Source organism: Pedobacter antarcticus (genome assembly GCF_900112985.1).
GTDB classification, from domain to species: Bacteria; Bacteroidota; Bacteroidia; order Sphingobacteriales; family Sphingobacteriaceae; genus Pedobacter; species Pedobacter antarcticus.
The window spans coordinates 637,132-652,664 of the sequence record NZ_FONS01000001.1; the positions used below are offsets into that span (position 1 = coordinate 637,132).

Below are 15,533 nucleotides of genomic sequence, written 5' to 3' on the forward strand. Positions count from 1 at the left end.
ATTATAAGGTTATTTGAATACCCATCGTTATTGTCTTTAATGGCGGTAGAATAAATAGGTTCTGGGACTCTGGATCAGCACCTTCATAACCTGTGATTGTAAAGAGATTCTGGGCATGCAGATACAACCCTAATTTTTCAAGTTTCATCTTCTTAATCCAACTACCTGAGAAGGTATAAGCAAGTGATATATTCTTTACACGAATAAAGGAAGCATCACTGAATATTGCATCCGAATCAGCGAGATAATCACCAGCTGGTAGAAAAGCGGGACTGTCTCCCGTAGCTGCGAACCGTTGAATGTTTGTGATGTCACCCGGAGACTGCCAACGTTGCAGAACAATTTTCGGCTGATTCAAATAATAATAACCAGGTATATAAACCGACTGAGTGTACAGGTAGTTATAACCCAACTGTTTTTTGAACTCTAAGAAAACATCTAATTTCAGCCCCTTATAGGTGAAACTATTTTGCAACCCACCGTAAAATTTGGGTAAGGTATTTATTAGTTGAGTACGATCTTTAGAATCATATTGTCCATCACCATTGACATCCCGAAAAGTATAAATCCCTGTCGCGGGGTCCACACCAAGATATTCAAGAGTTTTTTGTGTGGAAAGTGATTTTCCAAGAAAATATACGGTCGCGTAACTCGATGTTTCTAAACCGGGAAACTTCACCAATTTGTTTTGTGGCAGCGAAAAATTAATTACACTGGACCATGAAAAATCTCTGGTGGTGATGAACTTACTTTCAAGACCCAGTTCTAATCCAGAATTCTGGATAAGTGCGCCGAAGTTGCGTAAAATTGAGCTAAACCCAGTTTGTGATGGCAATTTATAGTTGATTAACTGGTTACTGCTACGGTTTCTGAAATATGCCGTAGTCAGTAGAAACCTATTGTCCAATACACCTAGCTCGATAGCCAACTCTGCCTTTCGACTAATTTCCCAGGAAAGATCAGCATTATAAAGGCTGGAAGGCTGTAGTCCTGCACCGCCTTGATAAGGTTGGTTAGTACTGGTCCATGTGTCAAGAAACCTATAGTTTCCAATCTGGTCATTACCAGAGCTTCCGTAACTTCCCCTTAACTTTCCAAAACTTAACCACGGTAAAGTAGATGCAATAAAAGACTCGCTAGAAAAAATCCAGGCAACCCCAATTGCTCCAAATGCTGCAAATTGTTTGCCTGGACCGAATCTGCTTGAACCATCCCTCCTTCCTGTTAGATTTACTAGATATCGGTCCTTAAGATTATAACCGATTCTGCCGTAAAGCGCGGAATAACGATAGGCAAAATCACTATTTCTCGTTATTACGTTACCAGCTGCCGCGATTGAAGAAAGCAGCATATCGTTTCTATAGTTCTGAGCGATTATATTCAAACTATTGCTACTAATGTTCTGTAACGTTCCCCCCAGTAGAATATTGATTTTACCTCTTCCTACAGTTTTGTTAAATTCAGCTTGGGGCTCAACTATCCAGCTGTTCAATGCAGACCGGCCAAAATTTGCATATGGAAGGTTACCAGAATTTGGATTAATTGAGGTGGATGGATTCAGTGCCTGATCCTCACCGTTCACGCTGTTGTAACCCATATTTATTTTTGCTTTAAGCCCCAATAAAATCATATAAGATAGGTTAAGGCTGGTGTTGGCGTTATTAAACTTCCCTGTATACCTTTTATTAGTAGCCGCCAACGGGTTAGTAAGTGCCCCGTCGAAGAATACCCCGCTATCTTCCCAGTTTAAAGTTCCACCCGGCTTATAAAGAGACATATGTGGTGGCATATTAATAAAACCAGTCAAGTCGCCCGCGCTCATTTTATTCTTATTATACGAATAGCTTGTACTTAGATCCAACGTAAACCTTTCGTCTTTTGAACGGTGGTTCAGGCTTAATCTGCCTGATATCTTATCATCGCGTTGTTCGCCAGGAAATACAGACGTTTCACCATGGTAACCGCTAGAAAAGAGAAACCTTGTGTTTTCATTTCCTCCACTCACAGAGGCTTGCCAGTCATTAGTTTTGGCAGTCCCACCTACAAGTAGTTTTTTGAAATCTGTATAACGGTTTTGGTCCCAGAGTAACAGGTCAGGTGCATTAGCATTGGTCATTGCTGCGCCATCGTTCTTAAATGCCTCTTTACGCATCATAAGATAATCCTGCGTATTCAGCATATCCATTGTACGGGTAACCTGACTAAATCCACTGTAACCATTAAGGCTAAATCTGGTTTTTCCAGATACGCCTTTTTTAGTGGTAATTAAGATTACTCCATTAGCGCCCCTGCTTCCATAAATAGAAGTTGCATCTGCATCCTTAAGAACCTCCACGCTTTCTATATCTGCGGGATTTACTGTACTAAATGGACTTATACCAGCCGTTCCTGTTGCATTGGTCACGGAATTTATGGAGCTATTTCCCGATGCGAATGGAACGCCATCAATGATGAATAGAGGGTCTGAACCTTGCATCAACGATGCTTGCCCACGGATCTGTACTTTCACACCGGCGCCATTAATTCCACTGTTCTGAGTTATGCTTAGACCAGCGACACGCCCTTGTAAAGCGCTCAGTGGATTAGAGACTGGTTGTAACGCTATCTCAGCAGCACTTACCTGACCGACAGAACCAGTATTGAGACGCCTGGTTGTTTTACCATACGCAATCACAACCACTTCATCCAAGCTTCCTGTACTTTCTTCCAGAATGATTTGAAGATTAGGTTTAGGACCGTAAGCTATTTTGGTTGTTTTGTAGCCGATACTACTTACCATTAACTCTCCAGTTGACTGATCGGCTCTAATAGTGAACTTTCCATAACTATCTGTAGCAGCGAATGCTTTGCTCAATGGAATACCGACGTTAGCTCCCGCTATTGGCTTTCCCAATTTGTCGAGGACTGTCCCCGTAATCTGTATGGGAACCGACTGCGACATTACCTGAAAATTCAGGCATAGCACAGCCATTACGATTATTTTTATCGTTTTTTTCATGATTACTTGTGTTGTTTTGGTTTAAGAAGACGTTAACCTGGATGGAATAGACAGGAAAGATTATAGGGCGATATCAAAATTGATTTGCCATTGAATAGTTTTATCCAGGTGGGCAGATCAGCAATGATGTTTTGTGAGTGAATGGGTATGGAAATTCTATGTTCATTTCTCGTATGGGTTTATACGAGTTTTGCAGGATATAGCCTAAGGACAAAAGTGGGTTCCCACATACCGTAGATTCAATTTGGTTCTCACGCCTTATTGCTGACACGGATTTACAGTAGAAACCAACTCTTATCTAGATATGCTATGTACAATTCTACCACAAGAAGTGGGAATAAATCTACTGTTTTGCATCAGCGGCGTGAGATATGAATCTGCAAAACTCTTATTTATAACAATTTTTTCTAATTCAAATATAAGTCTAGCACTTATTGAACGCTTGGAAAACGAGTTGAGTTATGCGTTTAATATAGCCAGATAGGTCCTCAACCTGGCCTGTATTAATTGCATCGCAAACATTTGGACGGGCCGAAACCAAGATTATTGTGATCTCATTAATATCAATAGTTATAAATCATAGTTTTACAGAAAATTGATTGGGTCATTGAGAGAAAAATTCGTACATGTACACTGGAACGTCCGTCGTAAAGGATGTATAAAAGATCATAATTATCAATTCATATCCTTACATAAATCCTGTTAAATTATTCTACTATAATCGGATTATTTCCGGTTATCAATTCATATCCCTACATACATCCTGTTAAATTATGGACTTTAAATATCTAGTCAGACCCTATACGAATGCCCCCTTAACCCGGCAAGTTTTGCTGGAGATACTTAAGGATTATAAAAGACCTAACGATAAGATCAGTGAACTTATTAAGAGCGGTGAGCTCATCTCGCTCAAGAAGGGTCTTTACATTCCCGGTATAAAAACAAACTTACCCAGCCCTGAAACTTTCCTGATTGCAAATCATTTATGGGGACCAAGCTGTGTATCGCTTGAATCAGCTATGTCGTACTGGGGCTTGATCCCTGAACGAGTCTACGAAGTCAGTTCGATTACCATGAAACTCTCCAAAAAATTCAAAAACCTAAAAGGCAGGTTTAGCTACCGGTATATGCCATCTCCTTATTACAGTTTTGGTATCAAGAGTATAGAGTTATCTCCAGGACAAGTTGCCCTTGTGGCAATGCCCGAAAAAGCAATTTGCGACAAGATCATCACCACGGCCGGATTGGTTTTGCGAAGTCCGGTCCAAACCCGTAATTTCTTGCTGGACGATCTTCGAATAGATGCAGAATGGCTTCACAAGCTCAATCTTGAGGCACTACATTCCTGGATTGAAGATGCGCCAAAAAAAGGGAGTTTAAGCATGCTCATTAAAACACTGGAGAAATTATGATTAAAGAATGGATTGGAGAATACGACACTAAAAATACAGAAGATGTACTTTCGGCTTTGAGAGAAATTATGCAGGAAGTTGCACTGGCAGGACTTTCAAGAACAAATTTCTTTGAAAAAGCAGCCTTCTATGGCGGGATTTCACGGCCATGATGAGCTCGGACTATATAAGCAAAAACGGGGCTTTTCAGCCCCGTCAACACTAACAATAATTTCTATACAATGCCTTGAGCAATCATTGCATCTGCAACTTTTACAAAACCTGCGATATTGGCACCTTTTTCATAATTTACATAACCGTCCTCTTCTGTACCATATTTCACACAGGACTCATGGATTTGCTGAATAATCGATTTCAATTTGTCATCAATCTTTTCCCTGCCCCATGAATAACGGAGTGAATTTTGGGACATCTCCAGACCTGAAACTGCAACGCCACCAGCATTAGCAGCTTTGCCTGGTGCATAAAGTATTTTCGCTTGCTCGAACACCTGAATAGCTTCAGGTGTAGAAGGCATATTGGCACCTTCAGCAACGCAGATGCATCCATTATCTATCAAAACTCTGGCATCTGTATCATCCAGTTCATTCTGAGTAGCATTAGGGAAAGCAATATCGCATTTTATGCCCCATGGCTTTTGACCAGGAAAAAACTCGCAGCCAAACTTCTCTGCATATTCCTTAATTCTTCCACGCTGCGTATTTTTAAGCTCCATAACGAAACGCAGTTTAGCTGTATCAATTCCCTCAGGATCATAGATAAAGCCTTCAGAATCGGAAAGTGTAACCACCTTCGCTCCCTCCTCAATACATTTTTCAACGGTATATTGTGCGACATTTCCTGAGCCGGAGACCACAACAGTCTTTCCTTTAAGAACATCTCCGCGAGCTTTCAGCATTTCCTGCACAAAATAGACTACGCCATAACCGGTTGCTTCCGGACGAATCAAGCTCCCGCCCCATTCATTTCCCTTACCTGTTAATACACCTGTAAACTCACCTTTTATTCTTTTGTACTGACCAAATAAGAATCCAATCTCCCTGGCTCCTACGCCAATATCACCTGCTGGTACGTCGACGTCGGCACCTACGTGGCGATATAGCTCCGTCATAAAGCTTTGGCAGAATTTCATTACTTCCGCATCTGATTTCCCCTTAGGGTCGAAATCCGAACCACCTTTACCCCCACCCATAGGAAGACCGGTAAGGCTGTTTTTTAATACCTGTTCAAAAGCAAGAAACTTAAGTACACTCAGAGTTACCGAAGGATGGAAGCGCAAGCCCCCCTTATAAGGACCAATTGCACTGTTCATCTGTACCCGGAAGCCACGGTTGATTTCTACTCCACCTTTATCGTTTAACCAGGGAACCCTGAAAATAATTACCCGTTCGGGCTCTGTCATCCTTTCTAAAATCTTATTGATCTTATATTTTGGATTTTTCTCACTGAAAGGTACCACTGACTCAGCTACTTCATATACAGCCTGTAAAAACTCCGGTTCGTGGGCATTCCGGACTTTTATTTTATTCATAAACTCGTTAATCGATAAATCCATTTATTGGTTTAAATATTAAAAATGACAGGTAAAATATCTGCACATCAGATGTACGATATCATGCTTCGGAGATAATTTTAATTTGCCAAAGGGAAGGGATGATTATCGAAACCGCTTTGTTATGATTGCTACGTCTAATTTTATTGCTCCGCTATAAAAATATGTTTTTCTCTATAAAAAACGCAAATTAAATGATGTTAATTGATAAATTTTATATGAAAACTCTAAAAACATTACAAATCATGTAATCGTAAATTGTCATCTATGCCCATCCCGGTAAGAGTTTAGATTACAGTTCCATCTTTGAAAATATAACCTTTTCCCGGAGAGAAGAGATGCTCCAGAATTATCGCCACGCGACATGTATCTCCCGGCATTCAATCTAATCTCCTTCAAATATCCTTCAATGTCCCTTCGCTATTTGTTCGATCTCGAATGAAGGAACAATGAAGGAAGTCCGAACAAACTCCGAACAAAGTGTGCAGCAAATGTTAAGGATACCAACACATGACTACATTAACTTTTGGTTAAATCAAGTATAATATTAACCCTGGCCAATACGGTTGGAGAAGATCGACGGCTAAATATCGACGCGCAGGAGGTCGGCCTGGGGTGGTCCGCAGATAACCTTTCCAGAGGTATCGAACCGCCCCCCATGGCATGGACAATCCCAGCTTTGTTCTGCTGTATTGAAATTAACAAAGCACCCGGCATGGGTACAAACAGGGCTTAACGCCGTCACTTTACCCTTCTGGTCTTTATAAACAGCCAGTTTCTGCCCCTTAAACTCAGCTATTTTTCCTTCACCGTTTTTAAGCTCCGACAACTTATCCATGTCTTCAGTGCCAAACCGGTCAGCTACAAAGTGCCAGGCTACATCTGCGTTTTCCTTCACAAATTCACAGAACCCTGCGACAGGCTTTAGCCGGGCGGGGGCGTAGAGATCGCCATAAAGGTTTTCAACACCCAATATCTGGTCACTGATAATCTTCCCTGAGATAGTTCCAAACATCATCCCGTTCCCGTTAAATCCGGTGGCTATATAAATATTCCCTTTTGAAGCACCAAGACGCCCGATATAAGGCAAGCCGTCCACAGGGACATAATATTGTGAAGACCACCTGTACACGACTGATTCAACCTGATAGTATTGATGAGCATATTTCTCCAGATTCACAAAGGCCTGCTCCGGATCATCATGCCCGGTTTTATGGTCTTCTCCGCCAACAATCAATAACGGCTCTCCATTTACTACATGCGTTCTGAAATAATGATAAGGTTCCTGCATGTCGTAAGCCAGTCCGGTTGGGTAATTTTCGGCTTTATCTTTAAGTCTCAGCCCCAAAACATAACTTCGGTAAGGCGCACAACGAAAACTAAAAGCTGTTATTCCGGGCGGCAGATGCGTTGCATAAATCAGATGCCCGGCCTGGAAAGTATGCTCACCGGCAACGAGCTCCACACCATTATCCAGCTCCTTATGCGCACTCACAAAACAATTTTCTATTACCGTTCCACCTAGCTGTTGAAATGCCTTTAACAATCCATTTATATATTTTAATGGGTGAAACTGACCCTGATGTGCAAAACGTATTGCCAATTTAAAGGGCACCGGAACATCGTTGTTTTCAACCTCTGCCACTGCAATCCCCGCTCTTTTGGAAGCTTCCAGAATTTCCCGGAGCTGGACAGTCTCTTTTTCATTTTCAGAAAACAGGTAACCATCCTTATATTCCAGGTCGCAATCTATTCCATATTCTTTGACCAGCGCGTCAATGATCGCCATGGCTTCTTTACCGGAATCAGCTACCTGTTTTGCTGCCTGCTTACCAAAGTCGCTTTCAATTTCCGGATAAGTCGCATCATAAAATGTGTTCAGATGTGCACTGGTGCCCCCAGTAGTGCCAAAGCCAACTTTTCCGGCTTCTAATACAAGGCACTTCTTCCCCGCCTTCTGCAATAGCAACGCCGTAGTAAGTCCGGTGATACCTGCGCCGACTATGATCACGTCAAATATGCCCGTACCGGTTGACGCATACGCTGCGTCGGAAACAGAAGACACCACACTTTGCCAGGGGCTTTCTGTATGACCGTCCCGGGGATTAATTTCTTTAGTATTTTTCATAATCCATTTTAATTAACTTGAGTATATCCTGAGAGGAACTGAAAAATCCCGTAAATACGGGACTTTCATTCGGTAACCGATTATAAACGATCAGATTCAATTTAAACTACCGCACCTGTATTGGCTTCAGTGATTGCGATTTCCGTGAGCAAGCAGTCTGTGTCTTTCTCTTCGGCCAAAGTAGCTGCAAGCAATTAACCATAGCTGGCAATCTCATAGTGCTTTCTGCACCTAAAATATCTCTTAACTCGTCTACGAATAGCTCCTACAGGTACGCGGTGATGGAACAACTTAAATAAAAGATGGTTTTCAAAAATGTTAATCACGAACTCGCAAGGCCGCTAAAACCTGAGCGCCTCAAATTTGTTATCACCAAAGCCAAAACATCAACAAATGAGCAATTCTGAAATGAAACAGTTAATAGAGACGGCAGCAAAATTACTGATCCGGTCAAACTTAACGCTAGCCTTTGCAGAAAGTGCAACAGCTGGAAAGGCGTCCGCAGCGTTTTCTCTCGCCTGCGATGCAGGCAGGTTCCTTCAAGGCGGCTTTGTATGTTATAATGCAAAGCTGAAAAGTGACGTATTACATGTTAAGCAAGAGATGCTGGACAAATTCAGTCCCGAATCGACCGAGGTCACCGATGCAATTACACGTGGACTGACCGGCCTGATCCCGGCAGACATCCACATCGGAATCACTGGACTTCCTTGTCCCGGTGGCAGCGAAACTCCCGAAAAACCTGTCGGCACAATGTTCATTTCTGCTATTCTTAAAGGCGAACACTGGTTTAGTGAGCGTCTGCTATTCCATGGCAGTCACGAACAAATCGTCGAACAAACGGTAATGCATGTTGCTACTAAACTAATTAATAGTCTGCATAATCCTGCTCCCGTAATATGAAGACAAAACATATCTATTAAGAAACTATTAAAACTAAGCAAACACACACATGAGCAGTATCCAGAATATTAACCTACTCGAGCCCTGCCTGGGCACAGATAAAATCATGAAACTGGACAAAGCGGCCACCAGGCATCAGGAGCAGTCCAATACAAATTTCAATATCCGATTAGTCAGCGACAAAACTATCGAAGTCGAAACTGCCCAGGGAGAAACTACCTCAGGAAAATATGCGACTGAAGCGACGCTGATCAAAAGAACAGAAGATCTCTTTAGAAAGCATTTACCTGGTTATCAAATAATTGTCAGTCCGGAAACTTTCCAGCCTTCACCTGCCAGTTTAGTCAATACCGCTTGGATTGAAAAAATGATGCAGCAAAAAGGCATACGAATTAAGCAAATTGCTTTTGACACTGGCATCGATCGGGAAAGCGTATCTGAATGGGTTACAGGTAAGAGGTCCATGAGCCAGATCGTTAAAGCTTTGTTTTATTATTATCTGAGTAAATAGCCGATTTTACAATGAATGCTGTAAATAACGAACCCTGAAGTTCATCCTAAATTTTTAAATTCTATACAATATAATTTTTGAAATTACGCCGGCACAGTGATCAATTTGCAAAACAGAATAGTTAAATCACTGTTGTCAGATACATTATTTAAGATTGGTATGCAAGAAAAAAAAATTGAGCTCAACCATTTTGAGAAACGATTCCTGGAGTGTGACACCAAATTCAACACCATATTTGATCTGACCAGTGTTGCAACTAAGATCATCCGCTCTGATTTGACCATCATCAAAGTTAATCGGGCGCTATGCGAACTTTTGGGTTACCAGCCTGAGGAAATTGAAGGCACTAAAATTCTGGATCATGCCTGTGAAGAATACATTTCCCACTGGCATCATCTTCAGGAAGAACTGTGGTCAAAACAAGTACCATTTTTTAAATTGCAAGTCTGTCTCTACCGTAAAGACCGCACGCTGGTATGGGTAAACGTAACCAGCATTTTATACGAAGACCGTGACCATACATATGGCTTTACCGTTCTGGATGACGTTACTGCAATGAAAGCTTTTCAGGATAGCCAAAAACGTTTAAATATCGCATTAAAATACTCAGGAACAGCAATTTGGGAATTAAACCTACAAACCCATGAAGTCTTCCGATCACCAGATCATGATGAGCTTTTCGGGTACCGCGAAAGACAGGAACACTGGACACTGGAGAATTACTACCCTCATATTTCGGCAGAATACCTGCCGGCTTTTAAGTCTGCAATCCAGAATATTGAGGCAGAGGGAGGTATGGATATCCAGGTCAAACTTAACAGGCCGGACGGGGCACTCCAATGGCTCAATGTCAAAGGAAAAGCCGAACATGACCAAAATGGTAACCCTGTAAAGTTAATCGGTGTGATCAATGACATTACCACCGACAAAATGATAGAAAGACATAAAGACGATTTCATTAGTATTGCCAGCCATGAGCTGAAAACCCCCGTCACCAGTTTGAAGGCCTCGCTGCAACTGCTGAGTATCAAGCAGGATGGAATCTCAAAGCGCGTAAAAACTTTGATTATGCAAGCCAATAAAGGTATCAACCGAATCTCATCTATCATAGACGATCTACTGAATGCCGGAAAGAACTACCAGGATCAGCTGGAGCTAAGAAAGACGACTTTCAACCTGTATGACCTGGCTCAGGAAATAAGCGAACAGTTTGTTTCTTCAGATACGCAATCTTTTACGCTGACCGGAAATAAAGACCTGATGATTTATGCCGATTCAGAACGTATTGGCCGCGTGCTCACCAACTTAATCGGTAATGCCGTCAAATACGCGCCTGGATCTGCAGAGTTGAAAACAGAGATCCAGGATGGGCAGGCCTTTGTAAAGGTCTCTATTACCGATAATGGACCTGGGATCGCACAAGAAAAGATTCCCTTGCTTTTTGACCGGTACTACCAGGCCGTGCACGAACAGGAGCAATATTCCGGTCTGGGACTGGGCCTGTTTATCAGTGCCAGTATCATCCGCCGGCACGAGGGTGAAATTGGGGTAGATAGCGTTCCAGGTCAGGGAAGCACTTTCTGGTTTACGCTACCTAAGTCTGGTTAAACTGTGAGTTGTTCCGGGCTCGTCAGCCCAGCCCAAATACTAAAAGAATGAAAGCATGCTTAACGCATATTTTCATTCTTTTTACTCCCGGTAATTCTTAGAATTGAGATGATTTCATTTGCTACCTTGGAAGAAGAAGTTGGATCTTGCCCAGTTACAAATCTGCCATCAACAACGAAGAAACCATCCAATCCTTCCTCAGAAAAAACAAAATTTCCATCATTATTTTTAATTGCTTCGTCCATTGAAAAAGGAAATGTTTTGTAATATTCCATATCTCTATTTTCAAATTTGTCTGGGTAGCCTGTGATTTTTCTTCCTTTATACAATGAATTTCCAATGGCATCTTTTAAAAATGCCAGCCCCGCTGTTCCATGACATATTGATGAAACAACACCATTTCTACCATAAATTTCCCTTGCGATTTGTTGAATCGTTGTGTCTTCAGCCACACCAAACATGGCAGCGCCACCCCCACTATAGAAAATGGCTAAATAGTTACCTGCAATAATTTCAGCGGGTTTCATCGTATGCTCCAATTTGTCCATAAACGAAGCATCATACAAATACTTTTTTTGAATACTGTCCGAAGAATTAATATAACCAATTGGAACAGCGCCCCCCTTTGGACTGACGAAGTCAACGGTGTATCCGGATTTTATAAATATGTCATATGGAATGACAATTTCTTCAAAATGATTGGATGCGCTTATTTTTGTATTTCCGTAAAAGCTTTGATTTGAAGTGACAAACAGGATTTTTTTCTGCGCATAAATAGTTGCCGGATCTAAACCTATTAAAACAAGCAATAAGATTATTATTTTAATCATATAAAGGGAACTTTTAGGGTCTGATTTTAAGATGAAGACGTCGTTGATTCTATGATTTGGCTGCAGGTACTTCGACTTTTTTATGAGGAATCCGAGTGGAAATCTTATCTACAATAAGCCAGCCCCCATTGATTTTCAGGAGATTGAAATAGTCGGTAAATAACAAACTCGGCGTACTAATTTCAACTTTTGCAATGGCAATATCGTGTGAGATATCAATAAACACAATACGGCCAGACCAATTGTTGGGTTTAGTGTCGCGTTTTTTATAACCGACGAGGTACTTTGATTTAGGTACTACTGTAAATTCGTTGTCTCTGAAAAATTTCAGTTGCCAGGAGTCATGAAATGATTGCCCGACCATAACGGAGTCGCTGGTAGATTGCCCGACAATGTAGAGGTTTAACGTTTTTTGGATCGAGTTCAAATCACTTGTAGTATCATCTACCTGTGCACTTGCATTCATAAACAAAAGACAAAGTCCAATAAATAAAAACACTTTTCTCATTTTTAAAATTTTTAATTGTTAAATAATGAGTGCAAATGTGTGCTACAGAAGTCTATTAAAGGATTTGGTTTATAAACTAGAAGTCTTATTCTATAATATCAAACTCATTTAGCATACGATTTCTGATATTCTGCGGGGGTTAAACCCGTTATTTTTTTAAATGCTATAAAGAAGGTCGATTTTGAGTTAAACCCACTATCATAGCCCAAACTTTCGATTGTATAGTTCTTTTCAGTTTCCAATAGCTTCTTTGCTTTTTCAACTCTGTATTCTTTGATAAGATTAGAGAAAGATTTACCTAGTATCTCATTTACATACTGAGACAAAATATGCTTGGTTACCTTCAGTTCTTTTGCAGCTTCTTCAAGCGTGAAATTTGGATTTAGAAAAAGCTCCTTCTCCACTATTATTGATAGTTTTTGTTCAATTATAGTTATCGTTTTTTGATCAATCTCCTTGTTTTTATACTTCTCTTTTTCCAGGAAAAAATCAACTCCACTGCTGTTCCTGAAAATTAAAAGCAAAACAATTATGTATAAAACGAATGTAAATGATAAAGCTCCGGCTATATAAGAGGTATAAGCTGAGGTTGTATAGGCCAGCCATATAAATGCAACCCCCAAGTAGATACTCATTAACCAGATATCTATTTTTCTCAAACTTTCTCTCTCCTTGAATTTTTGAATAATAGGCTGCAGGTATTTTAAGGACAAAACAATGTAAATGAACCATTGAGCAGAGATTGCTTTTATAATCCATTTACTCCACATTATACGATTTTCAACGTAAGGATAAAAAAAACCTAAAAGTGTTATTACCGCCACATAAGGGATTACATGCTTTGCCCAGTTTGGCTTTTCATCTTCCGCGTATGATTTCAGATATAAAAAAAGAAATGGACCAATCAGAACGCATGCAGAAAGTCCAACCTGAATGAAAATATTCGATAAGTGAGGATTGAAATAGAAAAATACAGATTTAATAATTCTAATGCTCAAAACCAGCAATAGTAACGATAAAAAATAGTTAGTGAAGATTTTCTTTTTTGCATATACTGCAAAGTATAATGACAGTAAGAAACCATTAAAAGCTCCTAAGACACTAAAAAAGAAAAGCAATTGATTTGACTCTGCCATTATTCTATTAAAATTACACTCGTCTACCTATCAACTACCATCGTAAAACACCTTTAATAGCCAACTGTCCGAATAACAAATATTGTTTTTTTATTCGGTCAATTCTGAATTGTCTCATAAAAAATATGTACTGATATCATGTGGCTTTACGCCGAGAACTTGCTTAAGACAGGGAAAATATCATAGCAACCTAGCTGGGAGTTAAAAGCAAAATTAAAGCTACTATCTACAAGTCTAAAGGATGTAAGTCACTCTTTAAAAGTAATGTTTATTCAATGCATTTTCCTTCCGACAAATCGAATAACGCTTCCTGTGCCATTGTGGTAAAGGCCTTCGTTTAATTCAATTTCTTTTTCGACCAATTCTATTATTTCATAGTTTTTAAAATCTGATCTAATTTCATCAATTGAGAATAAGGACTCTACATCCTTTGGACCGCCGACAGCTTCATTATTTGAGACATAATCAATATGATTTTTGCTAAATGCTTCAAAAATTATTATACCTCCCATTTTTAAATGACGGTCAAGTCTTTGATGATATATTGATTTAATTGCTGCCGGAAAGTGGGCATATATAAGTGCAATAACATCAAACTCTTCGTCTGCATATTCTAATTCCTGAAGCTCGCCAACTTTGTAATCAATAGACATATTATTACTTTTTGCGAGCTCCAAGGCTTTCATTTTCCCCTCAATGCTAATGTCAAAGGCTGAGACTTCCCAGCCAAGTTTTGCAGCAAATACTGCATTACGTCCTTCACCTTCAGCTGGCAAAAGAATAGACCCAGGATTAAGCTGCTCAATTTGTTCTTTAAAATAGGAATTAGGTGTTTTACCATACGCAAAGTCCTTAGCGCTGTATCTTTTATTCCATCTGTTAGTCCACGATTCTTCCATTATATGATTTTTTTTGTTGCTTAAACTTATACCTCAGGTTAAATACCATCGGCTATAAACTCAAAACTGGATTCCCTTAAAAGCTAATGTTATGGGTATTTTTTATTTCTGCCATCACAAAAGTGCTATGCGTGCTTCCTATACTTTCAACGGAACCGAGTTTATTGAAAACAAAATCCTGATAATGCTTCATATCCCTCGCGTATACTTTGAGTATAAAATCATAATCTCCTGAAATGTTGTGGCACTCAACAACCTCATCAATATCCATAATATCAGCCACAAACTTGTGGCCTATTTTCTTATCATGTTGTTTAAGCTTGATGTTACAAAAAACAATGAAACCCTGGTTGAATTTCTCCGCATCCAGAATTGCGATATATTTTTTAATGTATCCATTGCCCTCCAGTCTCTTCATCCGCTCAAAAACCGGCGAAGGAGAAAGGTTTACAAGGGCTGCAAGTTCTTTATTGGTGTGTTTTGCATTTTTAGCTAATATCTTCAGTAACAGCAAATCAGTTTCATCTAATTCATTCATAGAATAATCTCCTTAAGACGCAGTAAAAGTAATACATTAACAGCGTTATAAACTTTAAAATATCAAAAAACAGGACGTTTTATCTGAATATTTATATAAGTAAGGTTTTATAATCTTCGAATGTATCTTTGTTGAAGTTTAAAGCTGATTTGTATAATTAGAGTTCTTTACATATTTCAACAATTGGAAAAGGTTTTACTTAGCTGTGAATTAAAAGGGAATCGTGTGTAAATCACGTACTGTCGCGCAACTGTAAGTAACATATGAAGGTTTTTATCCAAGAGCTCCACTGCGTAATAGCGGGAAGGACGATAAAAGCTGTTACAAGTCAGGATACCTGCCTGTTCTATATTGACGATGCTTTCGCGATTGAAGCTTAAAGTCAGATTGATACATATACAACAGGTAAAACCTTATAGGTTAGCTATGCCTGCCTATATCTGTATTTTTCTTTCTTAACCTTCTTTTATACAGGCATCCTGAAGTCAGGAAGGACTTTTTACAATGATT

General features: G+C 39.9%; 13 protein-coding genes and 1 riboswitch. Of the genes, 5 read left to right on the forward strand and 8 right to left on the reverse strand.

The features are described 5' to 3' along the window. Position 1: 1 nt before the first annotated feature. Positions 2-2,998: a SusC/RagA family TonB-linked outer membrane protein gene (locus BM192_RS02675; RefSeq protein ID WP_037444872.1), complete on the reverse strand. Its 2,997-nt coding sequence runs from the start codon at positions 2,996-2,998 to the stop codon at positions 2-4. A 773-nt stretch (positions 2,999-3,771) separates the two neighbouring features. Here BM192_RS02675 and BM192_RS02680 point away from each other — a divergent pair. After that, complete coding sequence (locus tag BM192_RS02680) at positions 3,772-4,410, forward strand: type IV toxin-antitoxin system AbiEi family antitoxin domain-containing protein (protein WP_037444874.1); 639 nt, start codon at positions 3,772-3,774, stop codon at positions 4,408-4,410. After that, the gene (locus BM192_RS20705; RefSeq protein ID WP_176763495.1) at positions 4,407-4,562 is read left to right on the forward strand and encodes a hypothetical protein; all 156 of its coding nucleotides are present in this window, start codon (positions 4,407-4,409) and stop codon (positions 4,560-4,562) included. Before BM192_RS02680 ends, BM192_RS20705 begins: the two co-directional genes overlap by 4 nt. Positions 4,563-4,624: 62 nt before the next feature. On the opposite strand, the gene gdhA is transcribed toward BM192_RS20705, so the two are convergent. Together gdhA and BM192_RS02690 are read right to left on the reverse strand one after the other, a co-directional pair. Then, positions 4,625-5,965 carry an NADP-specific glutamate dehydrogenase gene (gdhA, locus tag BM192_RS02685; protein WP_037444876.1) on the reverse strand — a complete coding sequence of 447 codons (1,341 nt, stop codon included), beginning with the start codon at positions 5,963-5,965 and terminating at the stop codon, positions 4,625-4,627. A gap of 580 nt (positions 5,966-6,545) precedes the next feature. Next, complete coding sequence (locus BM192_RS02690) at positions 6,546-8,090, reverse strand: FAD-dependent oxidoreductase (RefSeq protein WP_037444878.1); 1,545 nt, start codon at positions 8,088-8,090, stop codon at positions 6,546-6,548. Between the two features lie 393 nt (positions 8,091-8,483). Between BM192_RS02690 and BM192_RS02695 the strand changes: the two genes are divergently transcribed. The 3 genes from BM192_RS02695 to BM192_RS02705 all read left to right on the forward strand — a co-directional run bounded on the left by BM192_RS02695 (position 8,484) and on the right by BM192_RS02705 (position 11,112). Further along, entirely contained in the window at positions 8,484-8,993 is a 510-nt protein-coding gene (locus BM192_RS02695) for a CinA family protein (protein WP_201771436.1), read from the forward strand. A gap of 49 nt (positions 8,994-9,042) precedes the next feature. Next, positions 9,043-9,504: a helix-turn-helix domain-containing protein gene (locus BM192_RS02700; RefSeq protein ID WP_037444887.1), complete on the forward strand. Its 462-nt coding sequence runs from the start codon at positions 9,043-9,045 to the stop codon at positions 9,502-9,504. Positions 9,505-9,663: 159 nt separating this feature from the next. Then, positions 9,664-11,112: a PAS domain-containing sensor histidine kinase gene (locus BM192_RS02705; protein ID WP_139218392.1), complete on the forward strand. Its 1,449-nt coding sequence runs from the start codon at positions 9,664-9,666 to the stop codon at positions 11,110-11,112. Positions 11,113-11,171: 59 nt separating this feature from the next. Here BM192_RS02705 and BM192_RS02710 read toward each other — a convergent pair whose 3' ends face one another. The 5 genes from BM192_RS02710 to BM192_RS02730 form a co-directional block, all read right to left on the reverse strand. Beyond that, complete coding sequence (locus BM192_RS02710; protein ID WP_074963874.1) at positions 11,172-11,942, reverse strand: type 1 glutamine amidotransferase domain-containing protein; 771 nt, start codon at positions 11,940-11,942, stop codon at positions 11,172-11,174. Between the two features lie 49 nt (positions 11,943-11,991). Next, positions 11,992-12,450: a nuclear transport factor 2 family protein gene (locus BM192_RS02715; RefSeq protein ID WP_051760303.1), complete on the reverse strand. Its 459-nt coding sequence runs from the start codon at positions 12,448-12,450 to the stop codon at positions 11,992-11,994. Positions 12,451-12,554: 104 nt separating this feature from the next. Further along, on the reverse strand, positions 12,555-13,448 hold the full coding sequence (locus BM192_RS02720) for a helix-turn-helix domain-containing protein (RefSeq protein WP_157282963.1): 894 nt from the start codon (positions 13,446-13,448) through the stop codon (positions 12,555-12,557). Between the two features lie 410 nt (positions 13,449-13,858). Then, entirely contained in the window at positions 13,859-14,485 is a 627-nt protein-coding gene (locus BM192_RS02725; RefSeq protein WP_037444891.1) for a class I SAM-dependent methyltransferase, read from the reverse strand. A 76-nt stretch (positions 14,486-14,561) separates the two neighbouring features. After that, the gene (locus BM192_RS02730) at positions 14,562-15,023 is read right to left on the reverse strand and encodes an Lrp/AsnC family transcriptional regulator (RefSeq protein WP_037444892.1); all 462 of its coding nucleotides are present in this window, start codon (positions 15,021-15,023) and stop codon (positions 14,562-14,564) included. Between the two features lie 173 nt (positions 15,024-15,196). After that, positions 15,197-15,382, forward strand: a riboswitch (cobalamin riboswitch). The last annotated feature ends 151 nt before the right edge of the window (positions 15,383-15,533 follow it).